Annotated in this window: 8 protein-coding genes; 3 read left to right on the forward strand and 5 right to left on the reverse strand. The window is 76.6% G+C overall.

What is annotated here, in order from left to right; translation table 11 throughout:
* Nucleotides 1-43: 43 nt before the first annotated feature.
* The 5 genes from FF36_RS09485 to FF36_RS09505 all read right to left on the reverse strand — a co-directional run bounded on the left by FF36_RS09485 (nucleotide 44) and on the right by FF36_RS09505 (nucleotide 10,220).
* Complete coding sequence (locus FF36_RS09485) at nucleotides 44-1,684, reverse strand: DUF5719 family protein (protein ID WP_044884628.1); 1,641 nt, start codon at nucleotides 1,682-1,684, stop codon at nucleotides 44-46.
* Nucleotides 1,681-5,751, reverse strand: coding sequence for a glycosyltransferase (locus FF36_RS39910; RefSeq protein WP_277912841.1), 4,071 nt, complete (start codon nucleotides 5,749-5,751; stop codon nucleotides 1,681-1,683). The genes FF36_RS09485 and FF36_RS39910 overlap by 4 nt, the downstream gene beginning before the upstream one ends.
* 90 nt (nucleotides 5,752-5,841) lie before the next feature.
* Entirely contained in the window at nucleotides 5,842-6,486 is a 645-nt protein-coding gene (locus tag FF36_RS40720) for a WhiB family transcriptional regulator (protein ID WP_052681025.1), read from the reverse strand.
* A 449-nt stretch (nucleotides 6,487-6,935) separates the two neighbouring features.
* Nucleotides 6,936-9,662, reverse strand: coding sequence for a bifunctional FO biosynthesis protein CofGH (locus tag FF36_RS09500; RefSeq protein ID WP_044884629.1), 2,727 nt, complete (start codon nucleotides 9,660-9,662; stop codon nucleotides 6,936-6,938).
* Nucleotides 9,663-9,923: 261 nt separating this feature from the next.
* Entirely contained in the window at nucleotides 9,924-10,220 is a 297-nt protein-coding gene (locus tag FF36_RS09505; RefSeq protein ID WP_044884630.1) for a hypothetical protein, read from the reverse strand.
* Between the two features lie 367 nt (nucleotides 10,221-10,587).
* Between FF36_RS09505 and FF36_RS09510 the strand changes: the two genes are divergently transcribed.
* From FF36_RS09510 to FF36_RS09520, 3 genes are read left to right on the forward strand one after another with little or no spacing between them, the layout of a single operon-like run.
* Nucleotides 10,588-11,196 carry a TetR/AcrR family transcriptional regulator gene (locus FF36_RS09510; protein ID WP_044884631.1) on the forward strand — a complete coding sequence of 203 codons (609 nt, stop codon included), beginning with the start codon at nucleotides 10,588-10,590 and terminating at the stop codon, nucleotides 11,194-11,196.
* Between the two features lie 57 nt (nucleotides 11,197-11,253).
* Nucleotides 11,254-12,240, forward strand: coding sequence for a 2-phospho-L-lactate transferase (gene cofD, locus FF36_RS09515; RefSeq protein ID WP_044884632.1), 987 nt, complete (start codon nucleotides 11,254-11,256; stop codon nucleotides 12,238-12,240).
* Between the two features lie 28 nt (nucleotides 12,241-12,268).
* Nucleotides 12,269-13,588, forward strand: coding sequence for a coenzyme F420-0:L-glutamate ligase (locus FF36_RS09520; RefSeq protein WP_236705625.1), 1,320 nt, complete (start codon nucleotides 12,269-12,271; stop codon nucleotides 13,586-13,588).
* Nucleotides 13,589-13,703: the final 115 nt, after the last annotated feature.

Below are 13,703 nucleotides of genomic sequence, written 5' to 3' on the forward strand. Positions count from 1 at the left end.
GCTTTCGCCCGCCGAGGTCCGGCCCACCGGTGGCGGACCCCGCTCAGCGGTACGGCACCGCGGGATCCGCCACCGCCGGCAGGGCATCGAGCAGGCGTGGCGCGCCCCCCAGCGGGACGACCGCGGACAGGATCTTCGGCAGCACCAGCGGGGACGCGGCCGGCCTGGCGACGGGGGGACCGGTGGGGGGCGTGTCCCACGGCGGCACCGCGGGCGGGACAGGCGGCTGCGCGGTACCGAGCCCGGACGGGTCCGGCGCCTGCGCGGCGCCGACGACCGCCGTCGCGACCAGCGGGCCGCCGATCGCGACGAGGCGCCCCCCGGCCGGGCCCGACGGTCCGCGGACCAGGGCCACCGTGCCGGCCCCCAGCCGCACGGGATCACCGTCGAGCCAGGCCGTCACGGGCCCCGCCGGCGCGGCGAGCACGACGGCTCCGGCGGCTCCCACCGGCGGCGCTGGCACGTCGACCGCCGCGTCGGGCGCGGTGCCGGCGCCGGCGGTGGGTCCGGTCGGGTCGGACAGCCCGACGCCCTGGCCGAACGCGTCCAGGCCGCGGCGTCCCGACGAGGCGCCGAGCCGGACGGCGCCGGCCCAGGTCGACACCCCCGGCCAACCCGAGGCCACGCCCAGCTCGGCAACCACCGCGGCCGCGCCGGCGGTCGACTCGACGAGGACCGCCGACGCCCCGCCCGGCGGCAACGGCACCGGCAGGGTGATCGCGCCGGTAGCCGGCACCCGCACCGCCTCCAGGCCGACCGGGGTGTGCCGGCCGGCCGCGGTCAGCACGCTGACGCACACGGTGGCCTCCCTGTCGGGCGCGGCAAGCACCAGGCGCGCCGCCGGGCCCGGCGGTCCCGCCGGGACGAGCACCCCGCCGAGCAGCAGCCGGCGGGCGGGCGGGGCGGTCACCGGCACCAGCCGGGGTGCGGTGAAGGGGCCACCGAGGCTCGACCGGTCCACCATCCAGGCGAGCACCCGGCCGGAACGCACCTCGACGTCGAGCGCCGTCACGGCGGCCTCCGGGGCAAGCGCGGCGAGCCGGCGGGTCACCGCCTGCCCGGGCGGCACGGAGATGTCCTGCGGTGGGCTGGCCGTGCCATCGGTGAACACCCGTACGCCGACCTGGGCGGGCTGGTCGGCCAGATTCGACAGGATCACGATCGGGTCGCGGCCGGCGGTCGTCGACGGCCCGGCGAACCAGCTCCGGACCCGCGGCGGGAGGCAGCGCGCCCGCGCCGGGCCCGCGCCGTCGCCGACTCCCGTGACGATCGCGGACAACCCGGCCGCCGAAGCGCCCTGGGCGGACACGAGCACCGAGCCGCGGCCGCCCCTCGCCGCGGAGGGTGGCTGGGTCAGCGCCGCGCCACCGAAGCGGGTGCGCAGCTCGGCGGCCCGAGTGGCGACCCGTACCCGGCCGCCGGCCGTCCCCGCGGTGCGTACGGCGAGGTCGAGGGGGCCGGCCAGCACGGGATCACGGGCACCCGACGGCGTCGTCGTCAGATCCGGGCAGGCCAGCAGCGCGGCCGACACGGGCCAGCTCTCGGCCGGCGCGGGACTGGCGCCCTCGTCGGCGAGGAAGGCTCCGCCGAGGCCGACGACGGCGACCGACACGAGCACCCGCGCGGCGGCGCGGCGGCGCAGCGGCGACCTCGTCGCCGCGGGCCGTCCGGATGCGGTCGTCACGGCGCCTCCCCCACCGATCCCGAGCCGCCCGCCGACCCGCTGCCGGCCCGGGCGGCACGTCCGACATCACGCCCGCAGGAGCCATCGGCTGGCGGTGGGAGCCCGCCGGGGCCGCCGGGATCAGCTCCGGCGGCCGAGGAACGGGCCCAGGCCGACCCGTCCCGGGGTCCGCGCTGGGGGCCGATCTCACGCCCGGACGGGCCATCGGTGGGTGACGCATCGGTGTCATCCGGGGTGCGGCGCGGCCGGCGTGCGGCCGGGATACCCAGCCGTACCGGGATACCCAGCAGTACCGGGATACCCAGCAGCAGCAGTGCGCCGAGCGCCGCGGCCTGCACGAGCGCCAGCTCGGGTCCGCGGCCGTCGTCGCGGTGCAGCCGAACCGTGCCGCCCTCGGCGGGCAGTCGGAAGCCGGCCGCCCAGCCCCAGGCGGCGAACGGCCGCAGCGGCCGGCCGTTCAGCCACGCGCGCCACCCGGTCCCGGCCGGGACCGCGAGGACCAGGTCCCGTCGCGGGGACCGGGTGGCGCCGGGCAGGGCCGCGACGTGCCCGTCGGACGGCAGCCGGCGGGCACTGGTCGGCGCCGCGGGCAGGGGCTCGATCGCCGGGGATTCGATCGCCAGGGGTATCGCCATCCCCGGCGACGTGGCGCCCCCGGCGGAGGCGGGACCGCGAGCAGTCCTCGCGTCCGGGGGCGCGGGATCAGGCGACGCGGGATCGGACGACGCGGGCTCGGACGACGCGGGCTCGGACGACGCGGGCTCGGACGACGCGGGCTCGGACGACGCGCCGTCCCGGCGGGAGGGGCCCGAGGGAGCGGGATCGCGAGGAGCAGTCTCCGGCTGCAGGTCCGAGTCCATGACGAAGGCCGGCGGGCCGGCGGTAGCGGCCAGGTGGGACGCCCGTGCCGGCCCCGTCTGGTCGGGGACCACGGGGCGCCAGAGCAGCACTCCCGGTCGGCCCCGGCCCCGCATCAGCGACGGGGTCGCGTCGAGGCGGGTGACGAGGTCCGCCGGCGCGGCCACGGCGGGGACGGCGATCGCGGTGACGCCGAGCAGCGGCAACCAGCCGGCCGACTGGTCACCGCCGACCGCGAGATCGGCGACGACGTCGCCGAGGAAGGCGGCGGCCCGCCGGGGCGGGCGGGCCTGACCGGCCGGGAAGCGGGGCCCGCCGGCCGCGGCGAGGGTGTACCGGATCAGGCCGGACCGGTCGGACCGGTACAGGACGAGAAGGCGGGAACCGGCGGGCGCGGTCCGGGTCTCGGCCTGGACCGCCCGCGCCACCGCCGACGCGCCGGTGCCCGACCAGGGGGCTGCGGCGCCGGTGACACCCGCGACCGCCCCCCCGGCGTCACCGACGCCCCCGACCTGGTCCAGGGGATCGGCCTGGTCCGCGGGAGTGGCGGAGTCCCGGCCCCAGGCGGTCGGGCTGGCGTGCCATCCCTGGCCGGCGACGAGATGACCGGCGGCGAGCGCGGCGGCCCCGGCGAGGACCAGCGCCGTCACCGGGAGTGCGACGATCCGGGCCAGCCGGCCGGTGCCCGGTGCCGCTCCGGACCTGGGAGTTCTCCGGCCGCGCCGCGCGCCGCGGACCGGGCGGCACGCGCCCGCCGCCGCGATCAGTGCGCCGGCGAGGACGAGACCGTACTGCGGGCCGACCCACCAGCCCTCGCCGCCGGCGACTCGCTGGTCGGCGTCCCCGGCCAGGCGCGGGGTGAGCAGCACGGCGAGCAGGCCCAGCGCTGCCAGCGACCAGCCGACCCGGCCAGGCCGCCCCGCCCCGCCCCCGCCGGACCACCGGCCCAGCAGCCAGCAGGCCAGGCAAGCGACCAGGAATCCGACCACAGCGGCCTTCGGGCGCTCCCCCGCACCCGCCACCAGCGCCACGGAGGCCTGGGGGAACCGGGCCAGCGCCGCCGCCGGCTCGGCACGGATCCCCGCGCCCCCCGCGTGCAGCGTCGGGATCAACGGGATGATCGTCGCCGGGAGCCCGGCGGCGACGTCGAGCAGCCGCCGCCTGGCCGTGAGCAGCGCCGCGGTCGGCAGGGCGATCCATACCAGCGGCGCCGTCGACGGGGCGCAGGCGACGAAGCCGACCAGGCAGACGGCCAGCATCCAGACGGCGCGCAGGCGCCCGCCGGCCGGACCCGCCCGGCCGCGCAGCGCCGAGTCGGTGGCGGCAAGCACGACCGGCAGCAGGATCAGCGCGCCGACGGTGTCGCCGCGGCCGGCGGCGACCGCGCCGGTCATCGCCGGGCTCGCCCCGTAGGCCGCGGCGAGCCCGAAGCGGGCGGCCGGGCGGGGACCGAGACGGGCAAGCGCCCGGTGAGCCGTCAGCCCGGCAAGCGCCGGCCCGGCGGCGAGCAGGAGCCAGCCCGCCGCCCCGGGCCGGCCACCGAGCAGGCTCGCGACGGCGGCGAGCAGCGCGGTCCAGGGCGGGGGCGGCCCCGCGCCGTCGAGCGGGGCGCCGGCGGTGCCGACCCGACCGGACCAGACCGCCGTCCACAGGTCGTGGGCCCCGGCGGGCAGCGGCAGGCCCGCGCCGAGCACATCCGCCGGCATCCCGCGCATCGCGACGAGACCGACGACGCCGAGCAGGGCCGTGAGCAGGACCGCCGCCCGGGTAGATCGCCGGCCGGATGGGGCAGCCGCCAGGACGCCGCCCCCGGCCGGGCCGCTGCGGCGCACCTCGACCTCGCCGGCCCCGATCTCGCCGGCCCCGATCTCGCCGGCCCCGACACCCGGGGCCAACCGGGCATCCGCCCGGCGGCGCAGCCGGGCGGGAAACAGGGTGCGGATGGCGTGATGCGACACGGCGCGGGTACACGCGGCGCGCCGGCGCATCCGTGCCAGCAGGCGCGGCCGGCCCAGCACGGCGAAGGGCAGGGCGATCTCGGTGGCCGCCGCCCGAAGGCGCCCTCGCGCCAGCAGGCCCAGCGCCCGCGGGAGTGCCCCGACCAGGATGGCTGCGGCGGCCCCCGGCAGCAGCGGTCGCGCCGTGTTCGCCAGGCGGACCCGAAGCGCGCCGACGCGGTCCGCCGGCGCCCAGGCCTGCCTGTCCCGCCGGCCCCGCCCCGACCGACTCCCGGGCCCGGCCGACGCGATGGCAGCCGGGCCAGGGACCTCGGCGGGGACGACGACCTCGGCGGGGACGGTCATCGTCGCCATGGGCACGACGACGACCCGCAGCCCGGCGCGGGCGGCCCGCCAGCCGAGGTCGATGTCGTGACCGCCGTCGAGCTCGGGGTCGAAGCCGTCGAGCAGCCGCCAGGCGGCCGCCCGGACGAGCATGCCGGAGCAGGCCACGGTGAGCACGTCGCGCACCCCGTCGTGCTGGCCCCGGTCGATCTCGCCCGGCCGCACACCGGTGTGCCGGCGGCCCGCGCGGTCGACGCTCACTCCCGCCTCCAGCAGGAGCGGCGCCGATGGCGACCCGGTCGGCGACGGCGCCGAGCGGCCGGCACGGAGTTTGGGACCGAGCACGGCGGCACCGGGGTCGAGGCGCGCGCAGGCCAGCAGGGTGCGCAGGGCGTCGGGGGCGGGTAGGGCGCCGTCGTCGAGCAGCCAGACGTAGCCGTCCCGCGGCGGCCCGCCGAGGCGGGCCAGGCCCGCAGCCACCGCCACTCCGAAGCGGGTGCCGGCGGCCAGGTGGACCACCGTCGACCGACCGGGGCGGGGTTGCTCCGGTCGGTCGGCTGCCCCGGCCGTCGACGGCGCGCCGGTCCCGTCACCAGAGATGAGCGCGGGATCCGCGTCCGTCTCGGCCGGGGATGCGCCGCGCGGCCGGGGGAGACGGACGGCGGCCCACGGGGTGGCGTCAACCGGGCGAGCGGCGTCGGCCGGGCGAGCGGCGTCGACCGGAGGGGCAGCCGCGGCCGAAGGGGCCGCGGCGGCAGGAGCGACCGAGCGGGGGACGTCGGCACCGCCGCCGATGCGGACCTCGACGACCTGCAGGTCGAGGGCCTGATCGGGCGGCGGCGCCTGCGTGGACACCGCCGACCGCAGGGCCTGCGCGGTGCCCGGCCGCCGGCCGTGCACGCAGACGACCACGACCCGCGACGTCACCGTCGACGGGCGCGGTCCGGGCGGAGCCGCGAGGGCGCGCGGCGCGGCCGGGCCGCCTGCACCCCGCCGGACGCCACCCACCGCCCGGGTTCAGACCGCTCGGCGCCGTTGTTTGCGTCGCTCCCGTTCGGACATGCCGCCCCAGATCCCGAACCGTTCGTCGTTCTCCAGGGCGTACTCGAGGCACTCGGCCCGGACCTCGCAGCCCGAACAGATGCGCTTGGCCTCCCGGGTCGAGCCACCCTTCTCGGGGAAGAACGCCTCGGGATCGGTTTGCGCGCACAGAGCGCGCTCCTGCCACTCCATCGCCTCGCCGAGCAGGTCACCCAGCCCCAGATCGATCACTGGGGCGAGGGTGTCCGGCAGGTCGCCGGTGGGGTCGTCGGCGGCCTCGACGGCCAGCTCGTCGACGGCCAGCTCGTCGACGTCGGGATCGTCGACGGCCGGGTCGTCGTCGGCGTCGACCTCATCGCCCGCGCGCACGATGACGTCGACGTCCGCCCCGGCCCCCGGGCCGAGGGCGAACGGGGTGGCACCGGTGCCGAGGTCGGGCGAGCCCGACCGGGCCGGTGGGACGCCGGCCGCGGCCAGCGCCGGCCGCAGGCACGGCTCAGGTGTGGCCTGGGTGGGCCGTTCGGCAAGCACCCGCTCGGAGTGGTCACCGAACGGGTCATGCTCAGCGGGACGCTCGACGTCCGCGAGGACGGTGTGGACGCCCGCGTCGGTGTGCTCCATGGGGACTCCTCCAGACCCGTCGCGGTGCGGTCGGCCACCCCCTGGGCGCCGGCGCGCAGGTGACTGGTTCCACACCGGTCAGGCGACGCACTACCGCACGAACCCCGCCAGCGAGGGGAATGACACGCCGGTAATTACACGCTTCCGAGTCGGTCGCGTCAACCCCACCGGCGCAACATCTTCTACAACCAGCGATGAGAACATAGCTCACAGTCACTGCACACCATCGCCGAGGGTCCAGGCGGCCTTCCGATCAGTAACTGTGTGCAATCGGTCCGACGGCGATGACCGCATTATGCCGCCCGAAGCTAACGGACATAAAGGGCCTAAACGGGCAGTGACGCAATCAGACAAGCGTCTTAAACCTATAACGGCCAGGCATCACCTCCGGCCAAGCCGACCCTCGCGACTACTTAGAGTAGTTTCTGATGGCGCCGACTTGGCGGGTGTCAGGACACCACCGGCAGCATGGTCCGGACGGGGCCGCCCCGGGCAGCGTGAAAGCGCTCGTCCGGCACCCGCCCATACGTCGTGGTCCGTTGCCGAGCGGGACGACCCGCCCCGGCGGCCACCTCCTCCAGCTCAGCCACGGATCGCCGCGAGCCGTGTTGGGAGCCGGCCATCCGGCTGATCGTCTCCTCCATCAACGTCCCGCCGATGTCGTTCACCCCGCCGACGAGCACCGAGCGGCAGCCGTCGACGCCGAGCTTCACCCAGGAGCACTGGATGTTGTCGATCGAGCCGTTCAGCAGGATGCGCGCCATCGCGTGCACCGCCCGGTTCTCCTGCACCGTGGGGCCCGGCCGGGCCACGCCGGCCAGGTAGATCGGCGAGCTGTGGTGAACGAACGGCAGCGCGACGAACTCGGTGAAGCCCCCGGTGGAGTCCTGGATGCGGCGCAGCAGCCGCAGATGCGCGACCCAGTGCGCCGGGGTGTCCACGTGGCCGTACATCATCGTGGCCGTCGAGCGCAGACCCACCCGGTGCGCGGTGCTGACCACCTCGACCCAGCTCGCCGTGGGCAGCTTGCCCTTGGTCAGCACCCAGCGGACCTCGTCGTCGAGGATCTCCGCCGCCGTGCCCGGGATCGAGTCGACGCCGGCCTCCCGCGCCGCCACCAGCCAGTCCTCGACGGACATCCCCGTCCGGGTGACCCCGTTGAGGACCTCCATCGGGGAGTACGCGTGCAGGTGCAGCCCCGGGGCCGCCCGCTTGATCTCGCGGGCGAGCTCGAAGTAGGCCGTGCCGGGCAGGTCCGGGTGGATGCCGCCCTGCACGCAGACCTCGGTGGCGCCGACCGACCACGCCTCTGCGGCCCGGCTGCCCACCTCCGACAGCGACAGCGTGTACGCGTCGGCGTCCCCGCGGCGCTGCGCGAACGCGCAGAACCGGCAGCCGGTGTAGCAGACGTTCGTGAAGTTGATGTTGCGGTTGACGATGTAGGTGATGTCGTCGCCCACCGCGTCGCGGCGCAGCCCGTCCGCAAGCGAGCAGAGTTCCTCCAGCGCCGCCCCCTCGGCCCCGAACAGGGTCAGGGCCTCGGCGTCGGTGATCCCGGCCGGGTCGGTGCCGGCACGGCGCAACGCGGCCCGCACCTCCGGGTCGATCCGCTCCGGCGCGCCGGCACCGGCGGCACCGGCGGCACCGAGACCGGCGGCGGCCCGGGCCGCGACGGCGCGGCTGCCGGTGCCCACGACGCCGTCGACCCCCGTGCCGGCCGCGCTGACCTCCGCCCGCAGCGACTCCCAGTCGCCGTAGACGGTGTCGAAGTCAGCCCGGGTGGCGCTGTGGCGTCCGACGGTGTCGACCGCGGTGTGCAGGTCGACGCGGCCGGTGTCACCGAGACCGCCGTCGGGCTCCTGCCAGGGCCGCCCGACGGGTCGGGCGCCCCCGGCGAGCAGCCCGTCCGGGCCGGCCAGCGCGCGCACATGCCCGGCGACACGCGGGTCGATCCACGGCTCGTCCAGGTGCGACGGGTACACCGTGAGTCGGGGGCGCAGCGAGAAGCCGGCCCGGGCCGTCACCTCGCGCAGCACGTCCAGGTCCGGCCAGGGACGCTCGGGGTTGACATGATCCGGGGTGACGGGCGAGACGCCGCCCCAGTCGTCGATGCCGGCGGCCAGCAGCAGGGCGCACTCGGCCGTGTCGACGAGGTTCGGCGGGGCCTGCACCCGCATCGTCGGGCCGAGCACGATCCGGGTCACGGCGACGGCCGCGGCCAGCTCCTCGGCGCCGACGTCGGGCGCGGAGCGCATCGCGGTGTCGTCCTTGGCCCGGAAGTTCTGGACGATCACCTCCTGGATGGAGCCGTACCGGCGGGCCAGCCCGCGCAGTTCGAAGATCGTCTCGGCGCGCTCGGCCCGGGTCTCGCCGATGCCGAGCAGCAGGCCGGTGGTGAAGGGGATCGACAGCCGGCCGGCGTCGGTGAGCACCCGCAGCCGGACCGCCGGCTCCTTGTCGGGCGAGCCGAAGTGCGCGCCGCCCGGCTCCGACCACAGCCGCGTCGCCGTCGTCTCCAGCATCATCCCCATCGACGGGGCGACGGGCTTGAGGCGGGCGAGCTCGGCCCAGCTCAGCACGCCCGGGTTCAGGTGCGGCAGCAGGCCGGTCTCCTCCAGCACAGCGATCGCGACGGCGCGCAGGTAGCCCAGCGTCGAGTCGTAGCCGTGGGCGTCGAGCCACTCCCGGGCCGCGGGCCAGCGGTCCTCCGGCCGGTCGCCCAGGGTGAACAGCGCCTCGGCGCAGCCGGCCGCCGCGCCCGCCCGGGCGATGTCGAGCACCTCGTCGACGGTGAGGTAGGGCGCGGGCAGCCGGTGCGGCACGGTGGCGAACGTGCAGTAGTGGCAGCGGTCCCGGCACAGCCGGGTCAGCGGGATGAACACCTTCGGCGAGTACGTGACGACGCCCGGGCGGCCGAGGGAGGCCAGGCCCGCGTCGCGCACCCGGCCCGCCGACGCGCACAGATCGGCGAGATCCTCGCCGCGGGCGGCCAGCAGCACCGCCGCCTCGACGGCGTCGAGGGTGGCGCCGTCACGGGCCCGGCGCAGCGCTCGGCGCATCGCCGACGCGGACGGCACGGCGTCGGCGCTCGGCGACGGCTGGGGCAGGCCCGGGTCGTGGCCGGGCTCGGCCGCCTGGCCGCCCACGCCGTCGGGAGTCGCCGCCGTACTGGTCATGAGTACCTCAGGTTCTCCAGTGGCGCCGGGTCGGCCGCCGCCCGGCGGGTCGACGGGCCCGGCCCGTCGCCACCGGTGTCGAAGGGACACGGGGTTGCGGACAGAAGCAGAAGCGACGACACCACAGCGGAGCCGGAACCTGGGGCATCCCGGGGAGGGCGTCGCCGGGGGTCGGGTGCGGGCCGGGGACGAACCCCGGGACGCCGGCAGCGGGGGACGCCGGCGGCCCGGGGCGCCCGGACGGATCAGCGCCCGTCTGGATCAGGGAGTGGCGCGGCCGGCGGCGCGCCATCCGGTGCCGGGCCGGCGCAACCGGTCGAGCGTGCCGATCAGCATGTTGGTCCGGCTGCGGGCGGCGAGGACGTCCGTCTCGGCCTGGGCGCGGCGGTGCGGCTGGTCGGCCTCGCCGTGGGCGGGGGACGCGGCGGCCATCGCCGCGGACCGCCGCATCTGCGCCCGGCGGGCGGCGACGACCTGGGGGGCCCGCGCCCCCGCAAGCGCGCGGTTGAGGGAGGCGGACAGGGCTTCGAGGCTCTTGGTGGTCCTGATGTCGGACATGACGGTCCTTCCAGCGACGTGGAGAGCTCACGTTCACTCTCACAGCTCTCTCTAACCGGAATCAAGAGAAACCGGGTGAGCGACGACACATCCCGGCCGGCACCCTGGCGAAGACGGCGGGATGACGATCCGGTCATCCCCGGACGACCGCCCGGTTATCCGCGAACCCCTCCACGGCAGGCCCCTGACCTGCCCGGATGCCACCGGATTCGCAAGGGCGGGTTACTGGCACCCACATTCATGTGAGGTGCGTCACTCATCAGATGTCGACGTTTGCTCCGGGCGACGTCTGGGTATCGCAGCCGGGCGCCGTGTGCTTCCATACGAATCACTCCTCCCCAGGCGCCGGAGTCGTTACGCTGATCAGGTGCCACGAAACCGCCAGGAGGTTCCCCGCGAAGAACGGATCGACGCGCTGCTCGCCGTCGCCGAGGAACAGTTCCTGGCCCGCGGTTTCGCCGGGACGTCCATCGCGGAGATCGCCCGTTCCGCCGGGATCGAGCCCGGGTCCGTCTACTGGTACTTCCGGTCGAAGGACCACGCGTTCGCAGCGGTGCTCAACCGCCTGCTCGACGTCGAGGTGGAACGGATCGCGGGCCTGCCCGGAGACCCGGCGGACAAGCTCTTCCTCGCCCTCGACTCGGTGGAACGCCGGCGCACGCTGCATCCGTGCGTCGCCGAGCGTGCCCCGCACGCCGAGCCGGTGATGGAGTACCACGAGCGGCTGCACGCCTGGCTGCACGGCCTCGCCTTGGCCGCGGTGCACGACTACGTGCCCGAGGCCGACCGGGCGTTGGCCGCGGACGCGGTCGTCGCCACGATCGAGGGCGGCCTGGCCAACCCGGCGCCCAGCCGGCCGACCAGCCATCTCGTGCACTTCCTGCTGGCCTCGTTCTGCCGGGACACCTCGCTACCCGCCCGGCCGGAGTTCAACGGCTGGGTCGCGCCGCTGTTCGCCCGCCCCCGGCTCGGCTGACGCGCCCCGACCGGCCGGTGACCCACCCGGCGGGCGTCGGTGCCAGGATCGCTTGATGTGAGAGTGACAGCCCTGGCCGGCGGGATCGGCGGCGCCCGCTTCCTGCGCGGCGTGCTCGCGGCGCTGCCCGACGCCGACGTGACGGTGATCGGCAACACCGGCGACGACATCACCCTGCACGGCCTGCGCATCTGCCCCGACCTCGACACGGTGATGTACACCCTTGGCGGCGGGATCTCCGCCGAACGGGGGTGGGGCCGCGAGGACGAGTCGTTCGTCGTGGCCGAGGAGCTCGCCGCCTACGGGGTCGGACCGGCCTGGTTCGGGCTCGGCGACCGCGACCTCGCCACCCACCTGGTGCGCACCGAGATGCTCGACGCCGGCTACCCGCTGTCGGACGTGGTGCGGGCGCTGTGTGAACGCTGGAAGCCCGGGGTGCGACTGCTGCCGATGACAGACGACCGGGTGGAGACCCACGTGGTCATCGCCGACGAGGACGGCCAGCGTGCCGTGCACTTCCAGGAATGGTGGCTGCGGCTGCGCGCCGCCGTGCCGGCCCAGGCGATCGTGCCGCTGCGGGCGGAGACCGCGAAGCCGGCGCCGGGGGTGCTCGACGCCATCGGTGAGGCCGATGTCGTGCTGCTCCCGCCCTCGAATCCGGTCGTCTCGATCGGCACGATCCTCGCCGTGCCGGGCATCCGGGACGCCGTGCGGGAGACTGCGGCGCCGGTCGTCGGGGTCTCGCCGATCATCGGCGGGGCGGCGGTGCGCGGGATGGCCGACGCCTGCCTGACCGCCATTGGCGTGGAGACGTCCGCGCAGGCCGTGGGGGTGCACTACGGGGGTCGCGGGCGGGCGGCGGCGCCACCCGAGGCGGCCGGCGCCGGGTCGCCGGCGGGACTGCTCGACGGCTGGCTGGTCGACACGGTCGACGCCGGCGCGGTCGTACCCGGGGCGACCGTGCTCCCCCGGCCCCTGCTGATGACCGACCTGGCGGCGACGGTGGCCATCGTCCGGGCGGCGCTGGAGGTCGCCGGTGTCTGAGCAGCAGCGGTCCGGGGGACCCGCGGGGGTGCCGCCGAGCGGGACGCTGACGGTGTTCGGGCTGACCGGGATCGGGGAGATCCGGCCGGGTGACGATCTCGCCGCCGCCGTGGCCACGGCGGCGGCCGCGACCGGCCGGCCGCTCGCCGACGGCGACGTCCTCGTCGTCACCTCGAAGATCGTGTCCAAGGCCGAGGGACGGCTGATCACCGTTGCCGGTGATCGGGAAGCCGCCCGCCAGTCCGCGATCGACGGCGAGTCGGTCCGCGAGGTCGCCCGCCGCGGGCCGACCCGGATCGTCGAGACGCATCACGGCTTCGTCCTGGCGAGTGCCGGGGTCGACGCGTCGAACATCGCCAAGGACTCCCTCGCCCTGCTCCCGGTGGATCCGGACGCCAGCGCCGCCCGGCTGCGGGCCGGCGTCGCGGCGCTGCTCGGCGTGGACGTGGCGGTCGTCATCACCGACACCGCGGGGCGGCCGTGGCGGCGCGGCCTGACCGACATGGCCATCGGTGTCGCGGGCATGGCCGCGCTGCGCAGCCACATCGGCGACATCGACGGCTACGGCAACGAGCTGGGCATGACCGAGGTCGCCGAGGCCGACGAGTTGGCGGCTGCGGCCGACCTGGTCAAGGGCAAGCTCGGCGCCACCCCGGTGGCGGTCGTGCGCGGGTACGGCCGGCTGCCCGACGACGGGACGGGGGCGCGCTCGCTGCTGCGGCCGAGCGGCGAGGACATGTTCCGCCTCGGCTCGCTGGAGGCGCGGCGGGCGGCGCTGAGCGAGCGGCGCACCGTGCGGGAGTTCACCGCCGACCCGGTCGACCCGGCCGCGGTCGAACGGGCGGTCGCGGCGGCACTGACCGCCCCGGCCCCGCATCACACCACCCCGTGGCGTTTCGTGCTGGTCACCGAGCGGCGCGCCGAGCTGCTCGCCGCGATGGCCACCGCCTGGGCCGAGGACCTGCGCCGCGACGGGTTCGACGAGGCCGCGGTGGACCGGCGGCTGCGGCGCGGGGACGTGCTGCGCCGCGCCCCGCTGCTCATCGTTCCGATCATGGTTCTGGACGGGGCACACCCCTACCCCGACGCCCGCCGGGCGGCGGCCGAGGAACGGATGTTCACCGTCGCCGTCGGTGCCGGGGTGCAGAACCTGCTGGTGGCGCTGGCCACCGAGGGTCTCGGCTCCTGCTGGGTCTCCTCGACGCTGTTCTGCGCCGAGGTGGTCGGCACGGTGCTCGACCTGCCGGCCGGCTGGGTGCCGATGGGCGCGGTGGGCGTCGGGCACGCCGCCGCGCCCGCCACCCCGCGCCCGCCCCGCGATCCGGAGCCGTTCCTCCTGCGCCGGTGACCTCCCCGCACCGGGCGTCCGCTACGCCCGGTTACCGGGTGGAACGTGACGGTATGGAGGTGACGCAGGGCGCCGAAACCGGGCGGTCTGGGTGCCCTCCGGCGGGTCGAACGCA

The sequence above is a fragment of the Frankia torreyi genome (genome assembly GCF_000948395.1).
GTDB classification, from domain to species: domain Bacteria; phylum Actinomycetota; class Actinomycetes; order Frankiales; family Frankiaceae; genus Frankia; species Frankia torreyi.

What these genes read in the sequence shown, in the direction of transcription:
- FF36_RS09505 (WP_044884630.1), bottom strand. Translation starts at nt 10,220, where the DNA reads ATGTCCGACATCAGGACCACCAAGAGCCTCGAAGCCCTGTCCGCCTCC.
- FF36_RS40720 (WP_052681025.1), bottom strand. Translation starts at nt 6,486, where the DNA reads ATGGAGCACACCGACGCGGGCGTCCACACCGTCCTCGCGGACGTCGAG.
- FF36_RS09500 (WP_044884629.1), bottom strand. Translation starts at nt 9,662, where the DNA reads ATGACCAGTACGGCGGCGACTCCCGACGGCGTGGGCGGCCAGGCGGCC.